16 protein-coding genes are annotated in these 16,410 nt (G+C 65.7%); 14 read left to right on the top strand and 2 right to left on the bottom strand.

The genetic code is table 11. From position 1 onward, the window contains the following. Positions 1-20 precede the first annotated feature (20 nt). The 11 genes from CKJ82_RS02880 to CKJ82_RS02830 all read left to right on the top strand — a co-directional run bounded on the left by CKJ82_RS02880 (position 21) and on the right by CKJ82_RS02830 (position 9,005). Positions 21-593 carry a F0F1 ATP synthase subunit B gene (locus CKJ82_RS02880; RefSeq protein WP_095536947.1) on the top strand — a complete coding sequence of 191 codons (573 nt, stop codon included), beginning with the start codon at positions 21-23 and terminating at the stop codon, positions 591-593. A 5-nt stretch (positions 594-598) separates the two neighbouring features. Further along, the gene (locus CKJ82_RS02875; protein WP_095276012.1) at positions 599-1,432 is read left to right on the top strand and encodes a F0F1 ATP synthase subunit delta; all 834 of its coding nucleotides are present in this window, start codon (positions 599-601) and stop codon (positions 1,430-1,432) included. A 10-nt stretch (positions 1,433-1,442) separates the two neighbouring features. Next, a complete protein-coding gene (atpA, locus tag CKJ82_RS02870) occupies positions 1,443-3,107 on the top strand; it encodes a F0F1 ATP synthase subunit alpha (RefSeq protein ID WP_095276014.1) in 1,665 nt (554 codons plus the stop codon). Between the two features lie 56 nt (positions 3,108-3,163). Beyond that, positions 3,164-4,138 (top strand): F0F1 ATP synthase subunit gamma, encoded by a 975-nt coding sequence (locus tag CKJ82_RS02865; RefSeq protein WP_095536946.1) that lies wholly within the window; start codon positions 3,164-3,166, stop codon positions 4,136-4,138. A gap of 3 nt (positions 4,139-4,141) precedes the next feature. Next, positions 4,142-5,650: a F0F1 ATP synthase subunit beta gene (gene atpD / locus CKJ82_RS02860; protein WP_233125505.1), complete on the top strand. Its 1,509-nt coding sequence runs from the start codon at positions 4,142-4,144 to the stop codon at positions 5,648-5,650. Positions 5,651-5,659: 9 nt separating this feature from the next. Next, the gene (locus tag CKJ82_RS02855; protein WP_095536944.1) at positions 5,660-6,031 is read left to right on the top strand and encodes a F0F1 ATP synthase subunit epsilon; all 372 of its coding nucleotides are present in this window, start codon (positions 5,660-5,662) and stop codon (positions 6,029-6,031) included. A 219-nt stretch (positions 6,032-6,250) separates the two neighbouring features. Further along, the gene (locus CKJ82_RS02850; protein WP_095535050.1) at positions 6,251-6,709 is read left to right on the top strand and encodes a DUF2550 domain-containing protein; all 459 of its coding nucleotides are present in this window, start codon (positions 6,251-6,253) and stop codon (positions 6,707-6,709) included. A 74-nt stretch (positions 6,710-6,783) separates the two neighbouring features. Then, complete coding sequence (gene nucS, locus CKJ82_RS02845; protein WP_095276025.1) at positions 6,784-7,476, top strand: endonuclease NucS; 693 nt, start codon at positions 6,784-6,786, stop codon at positions 7,474-7,476. A 16-nt stretch (positions 7,477-7,492) separates the two neighbouring features. After that, entirely contained in the window at positions 7,493-7,780 is a 288-nt protein-coding gene (locus tag CKJ82_RS02840; protein ID WP_095276028.1) for an Rv1322 family protein, read from the top strand. 25 nt (positions 7,781-7,805) lie between these two features. Then, positions 7,806-8,132: a thiamine-binding protein gene (locus CKJ82_RS02835; protein WP_095536943.1), complete on the top strand. Its 327-nt coding sequence runs from the start codon at positions 7,806-7,808 to the stop codon at positions 8,130-8,132. After that, complete coding sequence (locus tag CKJ82_RS02830) at positions 8,133-9,005, top strand: tetratricopeptide repeat protein (RefSeq protein ID WP_095536942.1); 873 nt, start codon at positions 8,133-8,135, stop codon at positions 9,003-9,005. It abuts the gene before it with no gap. On the opposite strand, the gene glgB is transcribed toward CKJ82_RS02830, so the two are convergent. Next, positions 9,002-11,206 (bottom strand): 1,4-alpha-glucan branching protein GlgB, encoded by a 2,205-nt coding sequence (gene glgB / locus CKJ82_RS02825; RefSeq protein WP_095536941.1) that lies wholly within the window; start codon positions 11,204-11,206, stop codon positions 9,002-9,004. The two genes, CKJ82_RS02830 and glgB, sit on opposite strands and share 4 nt — an antisense overlap. A 38-nt stretch (positions 11,207-11,244) precedes the next feature. After that, entirely contained in the window at positions 11,245-13,269 is a 2,025-nt protein-coding gene (locus tag CKJ82_RS02820) for a maltotransferase domain-containing protein (protein ID WP_095536940.1), read from the bottom strand. 188 nt (positions 13,270-13,457) lie between these two features. Here CKJ82_RS02820 and CKJ82_RS02815 point away from each other — a divergent pair, with 188 nt between their 5' ends. From CKJ82_RS02815 to CKJ82_RS02805, 3 genes are read left to right on the top strand one after another with little or no spacing between them, the layout of a single operon-like run. Then, positions 13,458-14,315, top strand: coding sequence for an ABC transporter ATP-binding protein (locus CKJ82_RS02815; protein WP_095276037.1), 858 nt, complete (start codon positions 13,458-13,460; stop codon positions 14,313-14,315). Between the two features lie 52 nt (positions 14,316-14,367). Next, positions 14,368-15,240 (top strand): NUDIX hydrolase, encoded by an 873-nt coding sequence (locus CKJ82_RS02810; protein ID WP_095536939.1) that lies wholly within the window; start codon positions 14,368-14,370, stop codon positions 15,238-15,240. Continuing rightward, positions 15,221-16,390, top strand: coding sequence for a THUMP-like domain-containing protein (locus CKJ82_RS02805; RefSeq protein ID WP_095536938.1), 1,170 nt, complete (start codon positions 15,221-15,223; stop codon positions 16,388-16,390). The genes CKJ82_RS02810 and CKJ82_RS02805 overlap by 20 nt, the downstream gene beginning before the upstream one ends. Positions 16,391-16,410: the final 20 nt, after the last annotated feature.

The following is a 16,410-nucleotide window of genomic DNA, read 5'->3' as shown; positions in this document are numbered from 1 at the left end:
TTCTAGAACAGGAGCAACCAATGACTAACGTCAACGAATTTCTCGTGGCGGCAGAAGGGACCGAGGAGATTCCGATGACTTCGGAGCCCTCCGTGCTTCTGCCTGCCCCGTACGACGTGGTTTGGTCGCTTGTCGTCTTCATCATCATCTTCCTCCTCTTCTGGAAGTACGTGCTTCCGAAGTTCCGGGAAGTGCTGGCGGAGCGCGAAGACCAAATCAAGGGTGGCATTGAGCGCGCTCAGGCTGCCCAGGCTGAAGCATCGGCTGCCCTGGAAAAGAACAATGCTGAGCTTGCCGAGGCACGCGCCGAGGCCGCCGCGATCCGCGAAGCTGCCCGCACCAAGGGTAAGGAGATCGAGGCGGAGTCCCGCGAGCGCGCGGAGGCAGAGTCCAAGCGCATTGTGGAAGCTGGAGAGAAGCAGCTTCTGGCATCCCGTGAGCAGGTCGTCGCAGAGCTGCGCAACGATTTGGGCCAGAACTCGATCAACCTCGCCGAGCGTCTGCTTGGCACCGAGCTGTCGGACTCCACCCGCCGCTCGAACACGATCGACTCCTTCCTCTCTGAGCTCGACAACGTCTCGACGAGAAAGTAGGCGAGATGAAGGCAGCGAGTCGCGAAGCACAAGCAAAGGTCTCGGAGAAGCTTGATCAGCTGATCCAGAATTCCGACAATGCCGTCGCCGTGGCGATGAACGTCGGTGCTGAGCTCTTCCTCATCGTGAACCAGCTCGACGGCGAGCGCGCACTGCGCATCGCCGTTGCTGATAACTCGGTGGAGAGCTCCCAGCGCACCGGCATTATGCGCGACGTGTTCAGCGCCAAGGTCGCAGATCCGACGCTTGAGGTCCTGCTGGCAGCAGCCGAGCAGGAGTGGTCCACGCCCCGCGAGTTCCGCACCGGGCTGGTCAACCTCGGCCGCCGCGCAATCGCGCGCGGGGCCGAGAAAGACGGCAAGCTCGAGCAGGTTGAAACTGAGCTGTACCAGCTCGCCAACGTGCTGGAGCGCGAAAAGGATCTGACCCAGCTGTTGTCCGACCGCACGGCGGCCTCCGAGAAGAAGCGAGGACTGCTGGCAAACGTGATTTACGGCAAGGTGACGATGTTCACCGAGGCTTTGGCTTTGCAGGTCATCGGTCGCCCGCGCCACAACCCGGTAGATGACTTGGTGGAGCTGTCCTCCGAGTTTGCCGGTATGCGTGGCAAGACCGTGGCACGTGTCGCCACCGCGGAGGAGTTGTCCGACTCCCAGCGCGGCGTCCTGGCGCAGAAGCTTGAGAAGATTTACGGCCGCGAGATGGCCATCCACTCCGAGGTTGACCCCAGCCTCCTCGGTGGTGTGGTTATCCGCGTTGGTGACGAAGTGATTGATGGTTCGACGCGTGGCAAGCTCACGCGCCTGCGCACCGACGTCGCTGCCAACGCGGCCCTTTAGAACGAAGATAATGCTGGAACAAACTACCGAGAGCAGGAAGAACATGGCGGAGCTGACGATCTCCTCCGATGAGATCCGTAGCGCGATAGCGAACTACACCTCGAGCTACTCCGCGGAGGCCTCCCGTGAGGAGGTCGGCGTGGTGACTTCGGCTGCAGATGGTATTGCCCAGGTTTCCGGGCTGCCAGGGTGCATGACGAACGAGCTGCTCGAGTTCCCGAACGGCGTCATTGGCGTCGCACAGAACCTCGAGACCGATTCCATCGGTGTCGTGGTGCTGGGTAACTTTGAGTCCCTGACCGAAGGCGACGAAGTCAAGCGGACGGGCGAAGTCCTGTCCATCCCCGTTGGGGAAGACTTCCTTGGCCGAGTAATCAACCCCCTGGGTCAGCCGATTGACGGCCTTGGCCCGATTGAGTCCAAAGAAGAGCGCGCCCTGGAGCTCCAGGCCGCAGGCGTTCTCGACCGCCAGCCGGTCGAGGAGCCGCTGCAGACGGGTATGAAGGCGATCGACGCCATGACCCCGATCGGCCGCGGCCAGCGTCAGCTCATCATTGGTGACCGCAAGACCGGTAAGACCGCGGTCTGCATCGACACCATCCTCAACCAGAAGGCTTTCTGGGAGACCGGTGACCCGTCGAAGCAGGTGCGTTGCATCTACGTGGCTGTGGGCCAGAAGGGCTCCACCATCGCTGGTGTGCGCAAGACCCTGGAGGATCACGGCGCGCTCGAGTACACCACCATCGTGGCGGCTCCGGCGTCCGACTCCGCAGGCTTCAAGTGGCTGGCACCGTTCTCCGGCGCCGCACTCGGCCAGCACTGGATGTACCAGGGCAAGCACGTCCTGGTCATCTACGATGATCTGACCAAGCAGGCCGAGGCCTACCGTGCGATCTCGCTGCTGCTGCGCCGTCCGCCGGGCCGCGAGGCATACCCGGGCGACGTCTTCTACCTGCACTCCCGTCTCCTGGAGCGTGCAGCGAAGCTGAACGACGAGCTCGGCGCTGGCTCCCTGACCGCACTGCCGATCATCGAGACCAAGGCAAACGACGTGGGCGCGTTCATTCCGACCAACGTCATTTCCATTACGGACGGCCAGGTCTTCCTCCAGTCCGACCTGTTCAACCAGGGCGTGCGCCCGGCTATCGACGTGGGTATCTCTGTCTCCCGTGTCGGTGGCGCTGCGCAGACCAAGGGCATGAAGAAGGTCGCAGGTAACCTGCGTCTGGACCTCGCCGCATACCGCGACCTTGAGGCGTTCGCGGCTTTCGCTTCCGACCTCGACGCTGCTTCCAAGAAGCAGCTCGAGCGCGGTCAGCGTCTGGTCGAACTGCTGAAGCAGTCCGAGAACGCACCGCAGCCGGTGGAGTACCAGATCGTGTCCATCTGGGCAGCGAACGAGGGTCTCTTCGACGTCGTTCCCGTCGAGGATGTCCGCCGTTACGAGTCCGAGCTGCAGGAGGCCATCCAGTCCTCCGCACCCGAGGTCTTTAGCCAGATCGAGGGCGGCAAGCAGCTTGACGACGCTTCGAAGGACGCCATCAAGCGCGTCAACGAAGAGTTCGCTCGCACCTTCCAGGCTTCCTCGGGCGAGCGCGTCGTGCGCGAGCCGGAGGCGCAGGCCCTGGACGCCGGCGAAGTGTCCAAGAACAAGCTCAACGTCAGCCGCTCCTAGGTTCTGCAGCGCGCAGGACTTTAGGACCTACATAAAGGAAGGGAGGAAACAGCACCATGGCAACACTTCGCGAATTGCGTGACCGCATCCGGTCCGTCAACTCAACGAAGAAGATCACGAAGGCCCAAGAGCTGATCGCTACGTCGCAGATCACCAAGGCCCAGGCTCGCGTCGCTGCGGCGAAGCCGTACGCGGACGAGATGCAAGACGTCATGGAACGCCTCGCCGCCGCGAGCTCCCTCGACCACCCCATGCTCCGGGAGCGTGACGGTGGGCGAGTCGCGGCGATCCTCGTGGTCACCTCTGACCGCGGTATGGCTGGCGGCTACAACCACAACGTGCTGAAGAAGGCCGCCGAGCTTGAGCGCATGCTGAGCGACGCAGGCTACGAGGTGGTTCGCTACGTCACCGGTAACAAGGGAGTTACCCACTTCCGGTTCCGTGGCATGGACGTCGGTGGCGCGTGGACCGGCTGGTCCCAGAAGCCGTCGTGGGAGGATACGCACAACGTGCGTCGCCACATCATCGACGGTTTCATGGCTGGTTCCGAGGACACCGCCAAATGGCGCGAAGGCGTCAACGGCACGGAGGGCCAGGGCGTGCGCGGTTTCGACCAAGTGCACGTTGTCTACACCGAATTCGTGTCTATGCTCTCGCAGGAAGCGCGCGTGCACCAGCTGCTGCCCATCGAGCCCGTCCTCGAGGAATTCGAGTACGAGCAGAAGAGCATGCTGGAGCAGGACGGCTCCGTGAACCCGGATATGAGCTTCGAGCCCGATCCGGACACGCTGCTGACCTCGCTGCTTCCGACATATGTTTCCAGGTCGCTCTACTCGATCTTCTTGGAAGCATCGGCTTCGGAATCCGCTTCTCGCCGTACGGCGATGAAGAACGCGACGGATAACGCCACCGACCTGGCGAACAATCTGTCCCGTGAGGCTAACCAAGCCCGTCAGGCAAAAATCACCCAGGAAATCACCGAGATTATCGGCGGCGCTGGCGCGCTGTCCGGTAGTGGAGAAAGTGACTAAATCATGACTACTGCTCAATCATTTGATGAGCGCAACGATGAGCCGGTGGGCGAGGCCGAGACCAAGGCTGCAGCCCACGAGGCACAGTCCGCGCAGAACCCGCAGGGTTCTGACAACGGACGCGTCGTTCGCGTAATCGGCGCAGTCGTCGACGTGGAGTTCCCGCGCGGCGAGCTGCCCGCTCTGTACAACGCACTCGAGGTCGACATCGAGCTCGAGGGCATGTCCCGCACCATCGTGCTCGAGGTCGCCCAGTTCCTGGGCGACAACCTGCTGCGTACCATCGCCATGGCCCCGACCGACGGCCTTGTGCGTGGCGCGAAGGTGCTCGACACCGGCAACCCGATCTCCGTCCCGGTCGGCGACCAGGTCAAGGGCCATGTGTTCAACGCACTCGGCCAGTGCCTGGATGACCCGAGCGTCGGCGAGAACGGCGACCGCTGGGGCATCCACCGCCAGCCGCCGGCCTTCAAGGACCTCGAGGGTAAGACCGAGATCCTGGAAACGGGTATTAAGGTCATCGACCTGCTCACCCCGTACGTGAAGGGCGGCAAGATCGGCCTTTTCGGCGGCGCAGGTGTGGGCAAGACGGTCCTCATCCAGGAGATGATTACCCGTATCGCCCGCGAGTTCTCTGGTACGTCGGTCTTCGCCGGCGTCGGCGAGCGTACCCGTGAGGGCACCGACCTCTTCCTCGAAATGGAAGAGATGGGCGTGCTCCCAGATACGGCCCTTGTTTTCGGCCAGATGGATGAGCCGCCAGGGGTTCGTATGCGCGTGGCCCTGTCCGGCCTGACCATGGCGGAGTACTTCCGCGATGTGCAGAACCAGGACGTGCTGCTCTTCATCGACAACATCTTCCGTTTCACCCAGGCCGGTTCCGAGGTCTCGACCCTGCTGGGTCGTATGCCTTCCGCCGTGGGCTACCAGCCCACCCTGGCTGATGAGATGGGCGTGCTGCAGGAGCGCATTACCTCCACGAAGGGTCGCTCCATTACCTCGCTGCAGGCGGTCTACGTGCCGGCCGATGACTACACCGACCCGGCACCGGCGACCACCTTCGCCCACCTGGATGCGACGACCGAGCTGTCGCGTTCCATTGCCTCCAAGGGTATTTACCCGGCTGTGGACCCGCTGACCTCGACGTCCCGCATCCTGGAGCCGGGCATTGTCGGCGAGCGTCACTACGCTGTCGCGCAGAAGGTGATCGGTATTCTGCAGAAGAACAAGGAGCTGCAGGACATCATCGCCATCCTTGGTATGGACGAGCTGTCCGAAGAGGACAAGATCACCGTTATGCGTGCTCGTAAGCTGCAGCGCTTCCTCGGCCAGAACTTCTTCGTGGCGAAGAAGTTCACGGGCGACGAGGGCTCCTACGTCCCGCTCGAGGAGACGATCGAGGCCTTCGACAAGCTCTGCGAGGGCGAGTTCGACGCCTACCCGGAGCAGGCCTTCAGCAACCTCGGTGGTCTCGACGACGTCGAGGCCGCGTACCAGAAGCTGCAGGGCTAGGAGGCAGACATGGCTGAACTTACCGCGCAATTGGTGTCGGTGGACCGCATGCTTTGGTCGGGTCAGGCCAGCATCGTCACCGCCCAGACCATCGAAGGTGAGATCGGCGTGCTGCCCGGTCACGAGCCGTTCCTTGGCCAGCTCAAGGAGAACGGCGTGGTGACCATCCGTCCCACCAGCGGCGACCGCATCGTCGCCGCTGTGCAGGGCGGGTTCCTCTCCGTCCAGGGCGACAACGTGACCATCCTCGCTGACTTCGCGAAGCTCGCGGAGGAGGTTGACACCACCGAGGCAGAGTCTGGCCTGCGCGCCGACGACTCGCTCGTGAAGGCCCGCTCGGAGGCCGAGCTTGCCGCGGTTCGCCGCAACAGCTCGCGCTAGACCGAGTTTGCGTCAGCGCCCGGGAGGAGGGCAACGCACGCTCCTTCCTTGTACGTTTCGCGCCCCCACCTGCCGTGAGGTAGGTGGGGGCGCGACGTCGTTAAGCGGCTGCCCCGATGATGCTTGCATTGTCTGCGCAGCAAAGTAGGATTATCGCATAAGCGTGCTTCCACGATGTGCGGGGGCCTGGCAACAACGGAATCTCGCAGGGAGGTGTCGATGGAGATCATCGTCTCTGTGGTGCTGCTTGTGGTCATCGGGGTCACGGGTATTGCGATCTGGCGGTTTGCCATGTTCCGGAATTCCGGCGGGCGCGCGCTGATCCGCAAGCTGCCGGCCCAGGGGCTGCACGGCTGGCGGCACGGTATTCTGCGATACACGGGGGAAGAGCTGCAGTTTTATAAGCTGCGGTCGCTGTCATCAAACTACGATTACGCGCTGGACCGCCGCGACCTGACTATCAACGGGGTGCGCGACCTGACCGCGGATGAGCAGGAGATTATGCCGGGGGTGTCGACGGTCCTGGAAATGACCAGCCCGCGCGGGCAACTCGAGTTTGCGGCGGATCGCCATGTGGAGATGGCGCTCATTTCCTGGGTGGAGTCTGCGCCGGATCGTCGCCAGCAGCGCGTGGACGTTCGCTCGCTGGCACAGCGCGTGCAGCGGGGCCGCGCCTAAGTGCTTCTCGACGCCACCGCGCACCCACCCGACCCGTTTCTGTTCCCCGCTGCGCGCCCGGTACCCTGTGGTGCATGCGTCTCGTCATAGCTCGTTGCTCCGTTGACTACGTTGGTCGCCTCGCGGCGCACCTTCCGTCCGCGCTGCGCCTCATCTTGCTGAAATCCGACGGCTCGGTGTCCGTCCACGCGGACGACCGTGCCTACAAGCCCCTGAACTGGATGACGCCGCCGTGCACCCTGAAGGAGGAAGCGGTGGTCGACATCGACGGCGAGGATACCGGCGAGCAACTCTGGATCGTGGAGAACCCGAAGGGGGAGCAGCTGCGCATCACGGTGGAAGAGATCCTGTCGGACTCCTCCTACGAGCTGGGCGAGGACCCGGGGCTGGTCAAGGATGGCGTCGAGGCGCACCTGCAGGAGCTGCTGGCGGAGCACATCGGCACCCTCGGCGAGGGCTACAGCCTGGTGCGCCGCGAATACCCCACGGCGATCGGTCCGGTGGACATCCTCGCCAGGGATGCAGACGGACAGACCGTGGCGGTAGAGATCAAGCGGCGCGGCGGGATCGACGGCGTGGAGCAGCTCACTCGCTACGTTGAGCTGCTCAACCGCGACGAGGTGCTCAAGCCGGTGCGCGGGGTGTTCGCGGCGCAAGAGATCAAGCCGCAGGCGCGCACGCTCGCCGAGGACCGCGGCTTCCGCTGCCTGACCCTGGACTACGACGAGCTCCGCGGCATCGAGTCCGACGAGCTGCGGCTCTTCTAGGCGCGAAGGGGAAACGATGCCGAGACGGAACCGGAGACACAACGTCACCCCGTCCTACGTGCTACCGCGCGACGGGTCCACATTCATTGGGACCCAGGAGGTCGAGGGCCCAAGTTGGGCGAACGGGGAGATCTACCTCGTGCGCCAGATCGGCGCCGCAGCGGCGAATAAGTTCTACGTGTGCCCGCGATGCAACCAGAACATTCCGCCGGGCGTGGCGCACGTCGTGGCGTGGCCGCGCGACACAGGCGGGCGTGGCGACGATCGCCGCCACTGGCACAAGCACTGCTGGGAGAAGCGGTAGCGTCCGTCCGGGTAGGCTGGGCCGCATGATTGCTGCATTTTCTGTCGCCCCAACGGTGACCAATAACGCTACTGCAGAGATGTCGGAAGCCGTGTCGCGCGCCGTGCGCGTCGTGCGCGAATCCGGGCTGCCGCACGAGACGACCGCGATGTTTACCACGATCGAGGGGGAGTGGGACGAGGTCATGGACGTGATCAAGCGTGCCACGCAAGCGGTGGAGGCGGTGTCCCCACGGGTATCGTTGGTGATCAAAGCTGACATCAGGCCGGGCTACACCGACATGATGCACCAAAAAGTCGCGTCGCTAGAGAAGCACTTTTCCAATGACGCCAATGACGAAGGAGCGAACTAAATGCCGGATTTCGGACCAGGCGCAGTTGACCTGAACAAGCTGGTGGAGCAGAAGGAGGCGCAGCAGCAGCTCAAGGAGGGCGGATTCGAGCCGTTTATCACGGTCACCGAGAAGGACATCGAGGCCCGCGCCTTCCAGCGCTCCGTGCAGGTGCCGGTGGTGCTGATGATTGGCACTTCCCGGTCGGAGGATTCGGAGTCGCTCAAGGCTACGCTGCAGCAGCTGGCGGCGGGGCAGCGCAAGTTCCTCGTCGCGTATGTTGACGCGGACGCCACGCCGCAGGTGGCGCAGATGTTCGGTCTTCGCGCCCTGCCGACGGTTGTGGCGCTGGCAGCCGGCCAGCCGGTGACTAATTTTGAGGGCAACCAGCCCGCCGACCAGCTCAAGCAATGGGTCGACGCGCTGGTGAAGAACGTCGGCCCGCAGCTGCAGGGGCTGGACGACGAGCCGGAGACGGATGCCCCCGAGCCGGAGGACCCGCGACTGGACCAAGCAACCGCCGCGCTGAATAGGAGCGATTTCGAGGGTGCTACCGCGCTTTATAACGCAATCCTGGCCGACGAGCCCGACAACCAGCCCGTCAAGCAGGCGAAGGCGACGGTGGCGGTCCTGCAGCGCCTCGACCCCCAGCGCCGCACCACCGACCCGATCGCGGAGGCGGAACAGGACCCGCAGGATGTGGACAAGCAGCTCGTTGCGGCGGACGCTGAGGTTGTCGCTGGCGCGCCGGAGAAGGCGTTCGAGCGTCTGCTGCGCTACGTCAAGGCCGAGCCGAAGGCGAAGGAGCGCCTGCTCGAGCTCTTCACCTTGTTCGAGCCGGGCGATCCGCGCGTGATCAACGCGCGGACCGCCCTGGCCAGCGCACTGTTCTAGCCACGCAGCGTGTACAGCTGCACGCTCATCGCCGGGATGTGCAGGTTGAGGGACTGGTCGAACTGGTCCCAGGTGGTGGGCTCGGTGTCCACGGTGGGGAGGAGCTCGTTGCCTGCTCCGCCGTAGACGGCGTCATCGGTGTTGATGAGCAGCTCCCACGTGCCCGCCTTGGGTGAGCCCAGGCGGTAATTCGGCTGCGAGGCGCCGGAGAGGTTCACCACCGCGAGGACGGCCGAGCCGTCCGCGCCCCAGCGGACGTAGGCGAGGATGTTGTTTTGCGCGTCGTCGCCCTTGATCCACTGGAAACCTATGGGCGTGTTGTCCTGGGAGAAGAGCGCCGGGGTGTCGCGGTAGACCAGGTTGAGGTCGCGCACGAGGCGACGGATGCCCTTGTGGTAGTCGTGGTCCCAGTCGTCGGCAAGGTTGTCCCAGTTGACGGAGTGGGCTTCGTCCCATTCGGTGGTCTGCCCCCACTCGCAGCCCATAAACATGAGCTGCTTGCCCGGGTGCGAGAACATGTAGCCGTAGAGCGCGCGCAGTCCCGCGGCCTTGTTCCAGTCATCGCCCGGCATGCGGGTCCACAGCGAGCCCTTGCCGTGCACGACTTCATCGTGGCTAAACGGCAGGACGTACTTCTCGCTGAACGCGTAGACCAGGGAGAACGTGATCTCGTTGTGGTGGTAGGAGCGGTGGATGGGGTCGAGGGAGAAGTACTCCAGCGAGTCGTTCATCCAGCCCATGTTCCACTTCAGGGAGAACCCGAGGCCGTCGGACTCGGTGGGCGCGGTCACGCCGGGCCACGCGGTGGACTCCTCGGCTACGGTGATCACGCCCGGGTGGGTGCGGTGGACCGTGGCGTTCATCTCCTGCAGGAACTGGACCGCGTCCCAGTGCTCGCGGCCGCCGAACTGGTTGGGCAGCCACTCGCCGGGTTCGCGCGAGTAGTCCAGGTAGAGCATGGAGGCCACGGCGTCCACGCGCAGGCCGTCGAGGTGAAACTCTTCGCACCAGTAGAGCGCGTTCGCCACGAGGAAGTTGCGGACCTCGTTGCGGCCGAAGTCGAAGACGTAAGTGCCCCAGTCCTTCTGCTCGCCGCGGCGCCAGTCGGGGTGCTCGTAGAGCGCGGTGCCGTCGAAGCGCGCGAGCGCCCAGGCGTCCTTGGGGAAGTGTGCGGGGACCCAGTCGACGAGGACGCCGATGTTGTGCGCGTGGAGCTCGTCGACAAGCGCGCGGAACTCGTCTGGCGTGCCCCAGCGCGCGGTGGGTGCGTAGTAGCCGCTGACCTGGTAGCCCCAGGAGCCACCGAAGGGGTGCTCGGCAACCGGGAGGAACTCCACGTGGGTGAAGCCGTGCTCGACCAGGTACGGGACGAGCTCTTCGCGCAGCGTGTTGTAGTTCGAGCCCTGCTTCCAGGAGCCGATGTGGCACTCGTAGACGCTCATGGGGGAGTTCGCCGGGTCGACTCCCTGGCGGCGCTGCATCCACTCGGCGTCGCGCCACTCGTACTCGGTGGTGTCGGCGACGACGGAGACGGTCTCCGGCGGGGCGAGGGTGGCCTTGGCCAGCGGGTCGGCCTTGTCCACGCGGTAGCCTTCGGAGGTCTGGACCGCGAACTTGTAGTGGGCGCCGGGCGCGATTCCGGGGATGAAGATCTCCCACACGCCCGTCGAGCCCAGGGTGCGCATCGGGTACTGGTTTGGGTTCCAGTTGCAGAAGTCGCCGACGACCGCCACACCCTTGGCGTTCGGGGCCCAGACCGCGAAGGCGGTGCCGGTGACCTGGCCGAGGTCGGTGGTGTAGGTGTGGACGTTCGCGCCGAGGACCTCCCAGAGACGCTCGTGACGCCCCTCGGCGATCAGGTGCAGGTCCAGCGAGCCGACGGTGGGCAGGAAGAAGTAGGGGTCCGCGATGATCTGCGGCTCCGCGTCCGGGTAGGTGACCTTGAGGCGGTAGTCGCTCGCGTGCTCGCCCTCGAGCTCGGCGATCCAGATGTCGTCGCCGGTGTGGTGCATTTGCACGGCGTCGTTGTGAATGAGCAGCTGCACGTCGGTCGCGCCGAGCAGGCGGGTGCGCACGACGGTGTTTCCGGCCACGGCGTGGCGGCCGTAGAAGTCGTGCGGTGCGTGGTGCTTGCACTCGAGGAGGCGTTGGCGGTCGTGCTCCGGGATGAGCGCTGCGGGGGAAAGTTCGTGGCCGGTCATCATCGTCTTTCTAGTAAAGCGAATGGAGAAGGTGCTGGTTACGGGCGGTAGTCGTGGTCCGAGATCTGACGGTACGCGAGCGCTTCACGACGCTCCGGAGCAACCTCGGGCAGGCGGAAGATATGGGCAACGTTTTGCTGCGGCACGAGCTGGACGTAGTTGTGCTCGTTCCAGGTGTAGCGGTCGCCGGTGATGAGGTCGTGGACCGGGAAGGGCTCGCCGTTGTCCAGGCCGAGTGAGGCGGCGTCGATATGCACCATGCCCTCTTGCATGTGCCAGGGGTCCAGGTTGACCACAACGAGGACGGCGTTGCCCGTGACCGCGTCGACCTTGGAGTAGGCGATGATCTGGTCGTTGGTCACCTCGTGGAAGCGGATCTGGCGCAGCTGCTGCAGGGCAGGCTGCTCGCGGCGGATGCGGTTGAGCAGGGTGAGGTAGGGCTCGAGGGACTGGCCGCGCTCGAGGGCCGCCTCGAAGTCGCGGGGGCGCAGCTGGTACTTCTCAGAATCCATGTACTCCTCGGAGCCGCCGTGTACGGGGATGGACTCGTAGAGCTCGTAGCCGGAGTAGACACCCCACAGCGGGCTCATCGTCGCGGCGAGTGTGGCGCGGAGCGCGAAGGCGGCGGGGCCGCCCTGCTGCAGCGAGGCATGCAGGATGTCGGGGGTGTTGACAAACAGGTTGGGGCGGGAGACGTCGGCGACGTCGATGAGCAGCTGGGTGAAGTCGGTGAGCTCTTCCTTGCTCACCTTCCAGGTGAAGTGGGTGTAAGACTGCGAGAAACCGGCCTTGGACAGCCCGTACATGCGCGGCGGGCGGGTAAACGCCTCGGCGAGGAAGATGACGTCCGGGTGGGTCTCGTGCACCTTGGCAATGAGCCAGTGCCAGAAGTTCACCGGCTTGGTGTGCGGGTTGTCCACGCGGAAGGTAGAGATGCCCAGCTCGACCCAGTACATGATGACGCGGTAGACCTCGTCGTAGAGGGTCTCCGGGTCATTATCAAAGTTGATGGGGTAGATGTCCTGGTACTTCTTCGGCGGGTTCTCCGCGTAGGCGATGGTGCCGTCCGCGAGCACGGTGAAGAACTCGGGGTGGTCGTCGGCCCACGGGTGGTCGGGCGCGGCCTGCAGGGCGAAGTCGAGGGCGATCTCCAGGCCGAGCTGGTCGGCGTGGTGGAGCATGTCGAGGAATTCTTCCTCGCCGCCGAGCTCCGGGTGGAATGCGTCGTGGCCGCCGTCCTTGGAGCCGATGGCCCAGGGGGAGCCCACGTCGCCGGGCGCCGCGGTCACGGAGTTGTTGCGGCCCTTGCGGTTGACCTCGCCGATCGGGTGGATCGGCGGGAAGTAGACGGTGTCAAAGCCCATCGCCGCCACGCGGTCGAGCGCCTGAGCGGTCGTCGCCCACGTGCCGTGGACCGGTGCGCCGCTCTCGTCGCGGCCGCCGGTGGAGCGCGGGAAGAGCTCGTACCAGGAGTTCACGAGCGCTTCGCGACGCTCCACGAGAACGTCGCACACCGGGCCGTGGGAAACCAGGTCGCGCAGTGGGTAGGCGGCGAGCACGTCCAGGACGTCCTCGCTCAGGCCGGCTTCGATGCGCTCCTGGAGGGGGAGGGAATCGTCGGCAAGCGCCGATGCTACGTCGCTGAGCACAGCGGCGTCGGGGGCGGGGGTTTGCTCGGCGGCGGCGGTGAACAGCTCGATGCCGTGGGCGAGGTCATTGGCCAGCTCGGCGGCGGACTGGCCGGCCGCCAGCTTCTTCGTCACCGCGTTGCGCCAGGTCGCCATGACGTCGGACCAGGCGTCTACGCGGAACTGCCACAGGCCCTGCTCGTCGGGCACGAAGACGGAGTGGACGTAGTCGGGGCGGTAGGGCTCCGGGTGCATGTGCACGGAGTACTGCTCGCCGTCGGGGGAGGTGATCACCAGGGTTGCGGCCACCGCGTCGTGGCCCTCGCGCCACACCAGGGCGGAGACGGGAACGACCTCGCCGACGACCGCCTTCGATGGCAGCGTGCGGCCAGAGACCTGGGGCCGGACATCATCAATTCCGAATCTTGCAACCATGGCGTCATCTACCTCGTACGTGGCGTAGGGATCCCGCGACGCGCGTGCTGCGCCAACCGCGAGCCGGTCAGTAACACTAGCCACAGTAGCGAAACTGCAAGGACCGCACCGGCCTAAGTTGCTCCTAACTTTCGCGCTGGTGCGACGCGCACCCCAACCTCCCCACATGTGCCGGAAAATAGGACAGAATGGGAGGCGTGAATGACGCACAAGCAACCGAACCAGTGACCGACCCAGACCTCCTGCTCGACTTCCGCGGCGTGGAGTTTGTCCGCGGCGGCAATACACTCGTCGGCCCCGTGGATTGGCAGGTGGAACTGGACGAGCGCTGGGTGATCGTGGGCCCCAACGGCGCCGGCAAGACCACGCTGATCCGGATGGCATCGGCCCTGGAGTTCCCGTCCAAGGGCACCGCGTTCGTGCTCGGCGAGCAGCTCGGGCGCACCGACATGCGCGATCTGCGCGCCGCGATCGGGCTGACCTCCTCGGCGCTCGCGCAGCGCGTCCCGGAGGACGAGAAGGTGGGGGACCTGGTTGTCTCCGCCGGCTACGCCATCGTGGGCCGGTGGCGCGAGGACTACGACGAGATGGACTACGAGCAGGCCATGGACGTGCTCGAGCAGGTCGGCGCGATGCACCTCATCGACCGCCGCTGGGGCACGCTGTCCGACGGTGAGAAGAAGCGCGTCATGGTGGCGCGCGCGGTGATGATCAACCCGGAGCTGCTCATTATGGACGAGCCGGCCGCGGGCATGGACCTCGGCGGCCGCGAGGACCTCATGGCTTACCTGGGCGAGCTCGCGCTCGACCCGGACGCGCCGGCGATGGTGATGATCACCCACCACCTCGAGGAGATTCCGTACGGCTTTACGCACGCCATGCTGCTGGACGAGGGCGAAGTGGTCGCGCAAGGGCTCATCGATGACGTGCTGAACAGCGAGAACGTGTCCAAGGCCTACCACCAGCCGATCGAGGTGACGCGCGCCGACGGGCGCTACTTCGCGCGCCGGGCGCGCTCCTCCCGCGCTGGGGCGCACAGGAAGTGAGTGCGGGGGCGTCGAGAAGCACTCGAGGCCCTTCGGAACTATGAGTCGAGGCATGCAGCGCAGCGTGGGGGCGTTCTCCGCCGACCGCGGCGACGAGATCGACGTCACCGAGGTCAGCGGGTTCCATGGTGCGCGCATGTCCGCCACTGTGATCCTGCTGCGCGACACCGCCGCCGGGCTGGAAGTCTGGATGCAGGAACGCGTGCTGAGCATGAAAAACTACCCCGGGGTGACGGTGTTTCCCGGCGGCGGGGTGGACAGCCGCGACTTTCCGGGCCGCTCGTGGAACGACGGCGACCTGTGGCTCGGCCGCAGCGCGATCTCCATGGCCCGCCAGCTCGGCGTGACCAAGTACAAGGCACACGCGCTGGTGTTCGCGGCGGTGCGCGAGCTCTTCGAAGAATCCGGCACGTTGCTCGCCGTCGACGAGGAGGGGCAGCTGCTTGCCGACGCCCGCCCGTTCCACCACCAGCGTCTCCAACTGGAGTCGCACGAAATCTCGCTGACGGATGTGCTGCGCGACAACGACCTCAACGTGTGCGCCGACCTGCTCAAACCGTTCGCGCGCTGGGTGGGCCAATCCGCTCGCGGCGACTGGTTCGACACGTTCAGCTTCATCGCGGCCAACCCGACGGGACAGGAACCGGACGGCAACACGGGGGAAGCGGACGACGCGAACTGGTTCCCGCCTTCCCTTCTGTTGGAGGGCTGGCGCCACGGGCTGGTCCGCTTCGCCCCCGCGACCTGGGCGCAGCTGCGGCTGATCGAGCAGTACGGCACCGTCGACGAGGTCTTGGCCGCGGCGAAGCACGCGACCATCACGCCGGTGATCGGCGACCCGGTGGACGACGAACGCTTTACCGAGTTTTTCACGTTCAAACCCAAGGACCGGATCGGAGGCCGCTATGGCATTCAGCCCGAGTGAGGTCGCCTACCTGGCGGAACACGCCGCGCGGATCGAGGCGCTCGCCCCGGAGATCGCGCTGACGAAGGCGAGCGTGTTTGCGGACCGGGCGCGGCTAGACGCGGAGTTTGGGGAGCACGCCCGCGCCGTGTCCGCGCTCATCGCCGCGCAGCGGCAGGCGGACGGGAAGTTCCCCGGCTGGTGGCTCACCGACTCCGACGCCGCGCAGCAGGCGACTCCGGCGCTCGTGGCCGCGTACCGCGCGCGCACGCTCGCCGGCGCGGGCGCGACGCTCGTGCACGACGTGACGTGCTCGGTGGGTTCCGAGGCCCCACACATGCTGGACGCGGGGCTCACCTGGCTGGGCTCCGACCTGGACGCGACGCGGCTGCGCATGGCGCGCTACAACCTCGGCCGCGACGCCTGGCTCGTCCGCGCCGACGCGCTGCACCCGGTGTCCGCGCCGGTGGCAAGGGGCGTGGTTGTTGCGGACCCGGCGCGGCGCAAGAACGGGCGTCGCATCACAGACCCCGCCGACCTCGAGCCGCCCCTGCCTGCGCTCGTGGACGCCTGCCGGAGTTCGGAGCTGGCAATCAAGTGCGCGCCGGGCATTGATTACTCGGAGTGGGACGGTCTGGTCAGTGTCGTCTCGCTCGACGGCGGGGTGAAGGAAACCTGCCTCTACACGCCCGGCATTGGCGCCGGGCGCGAGGCGGTCGTGCTCCGCGCCGACGGGTTCGTGGACGTGGTGCGCGGCGCGGGCGACGTCGTGGGCGAGGGGGATCATCGCGCCGAAGGGCCGGGGGAGTGGATCGTCGAACCCGACGGCGCCGTCATCCGCGCCGGGCTGGTGCAGGAGTGGGCACGCCGCCACGGACTCTGGATGCTCGATCCGCACATCGCGTTTCTGACCGGTCGGGACGTGCCGCCGGGGTACAGCGGGTTCCGCCTGCGCGAGGTGGTGCAGCTGAAGACGCTGAAGGCGGCCCTCCGCGCCCACGACGCCGGGTCGGTTGAGATCCTCGTGCGCGGCGTGGGCGTGGATCCCGATGCGCTGCGCAAGAAGCTCAAGCTGAAGGGCGCACACCAGCGGGCGGTGATTGTGGCCCGGGTTGGCGACGACGCACTCGCCTATATCTGCGACGCGAGGGAGCACCGCCCGGCACCGTAGGAGGCGGCTACGATGAGCGG

Origin of the sequence: Corynebacterium gottingense (assembly GCF_002285125.1) — a bacterium.
Classification (GTDB): Bacteria; Actinomycetota; Actinomycetes; order Mycobacteriales; family Mycobacteriaceae; genus Corynebacterium; species Corynebacterium gottingense.
Note: the sequence above shows the minus strand (reverse complement) of the source record. Positions and strands in the feature narration are given on the sequence as shown.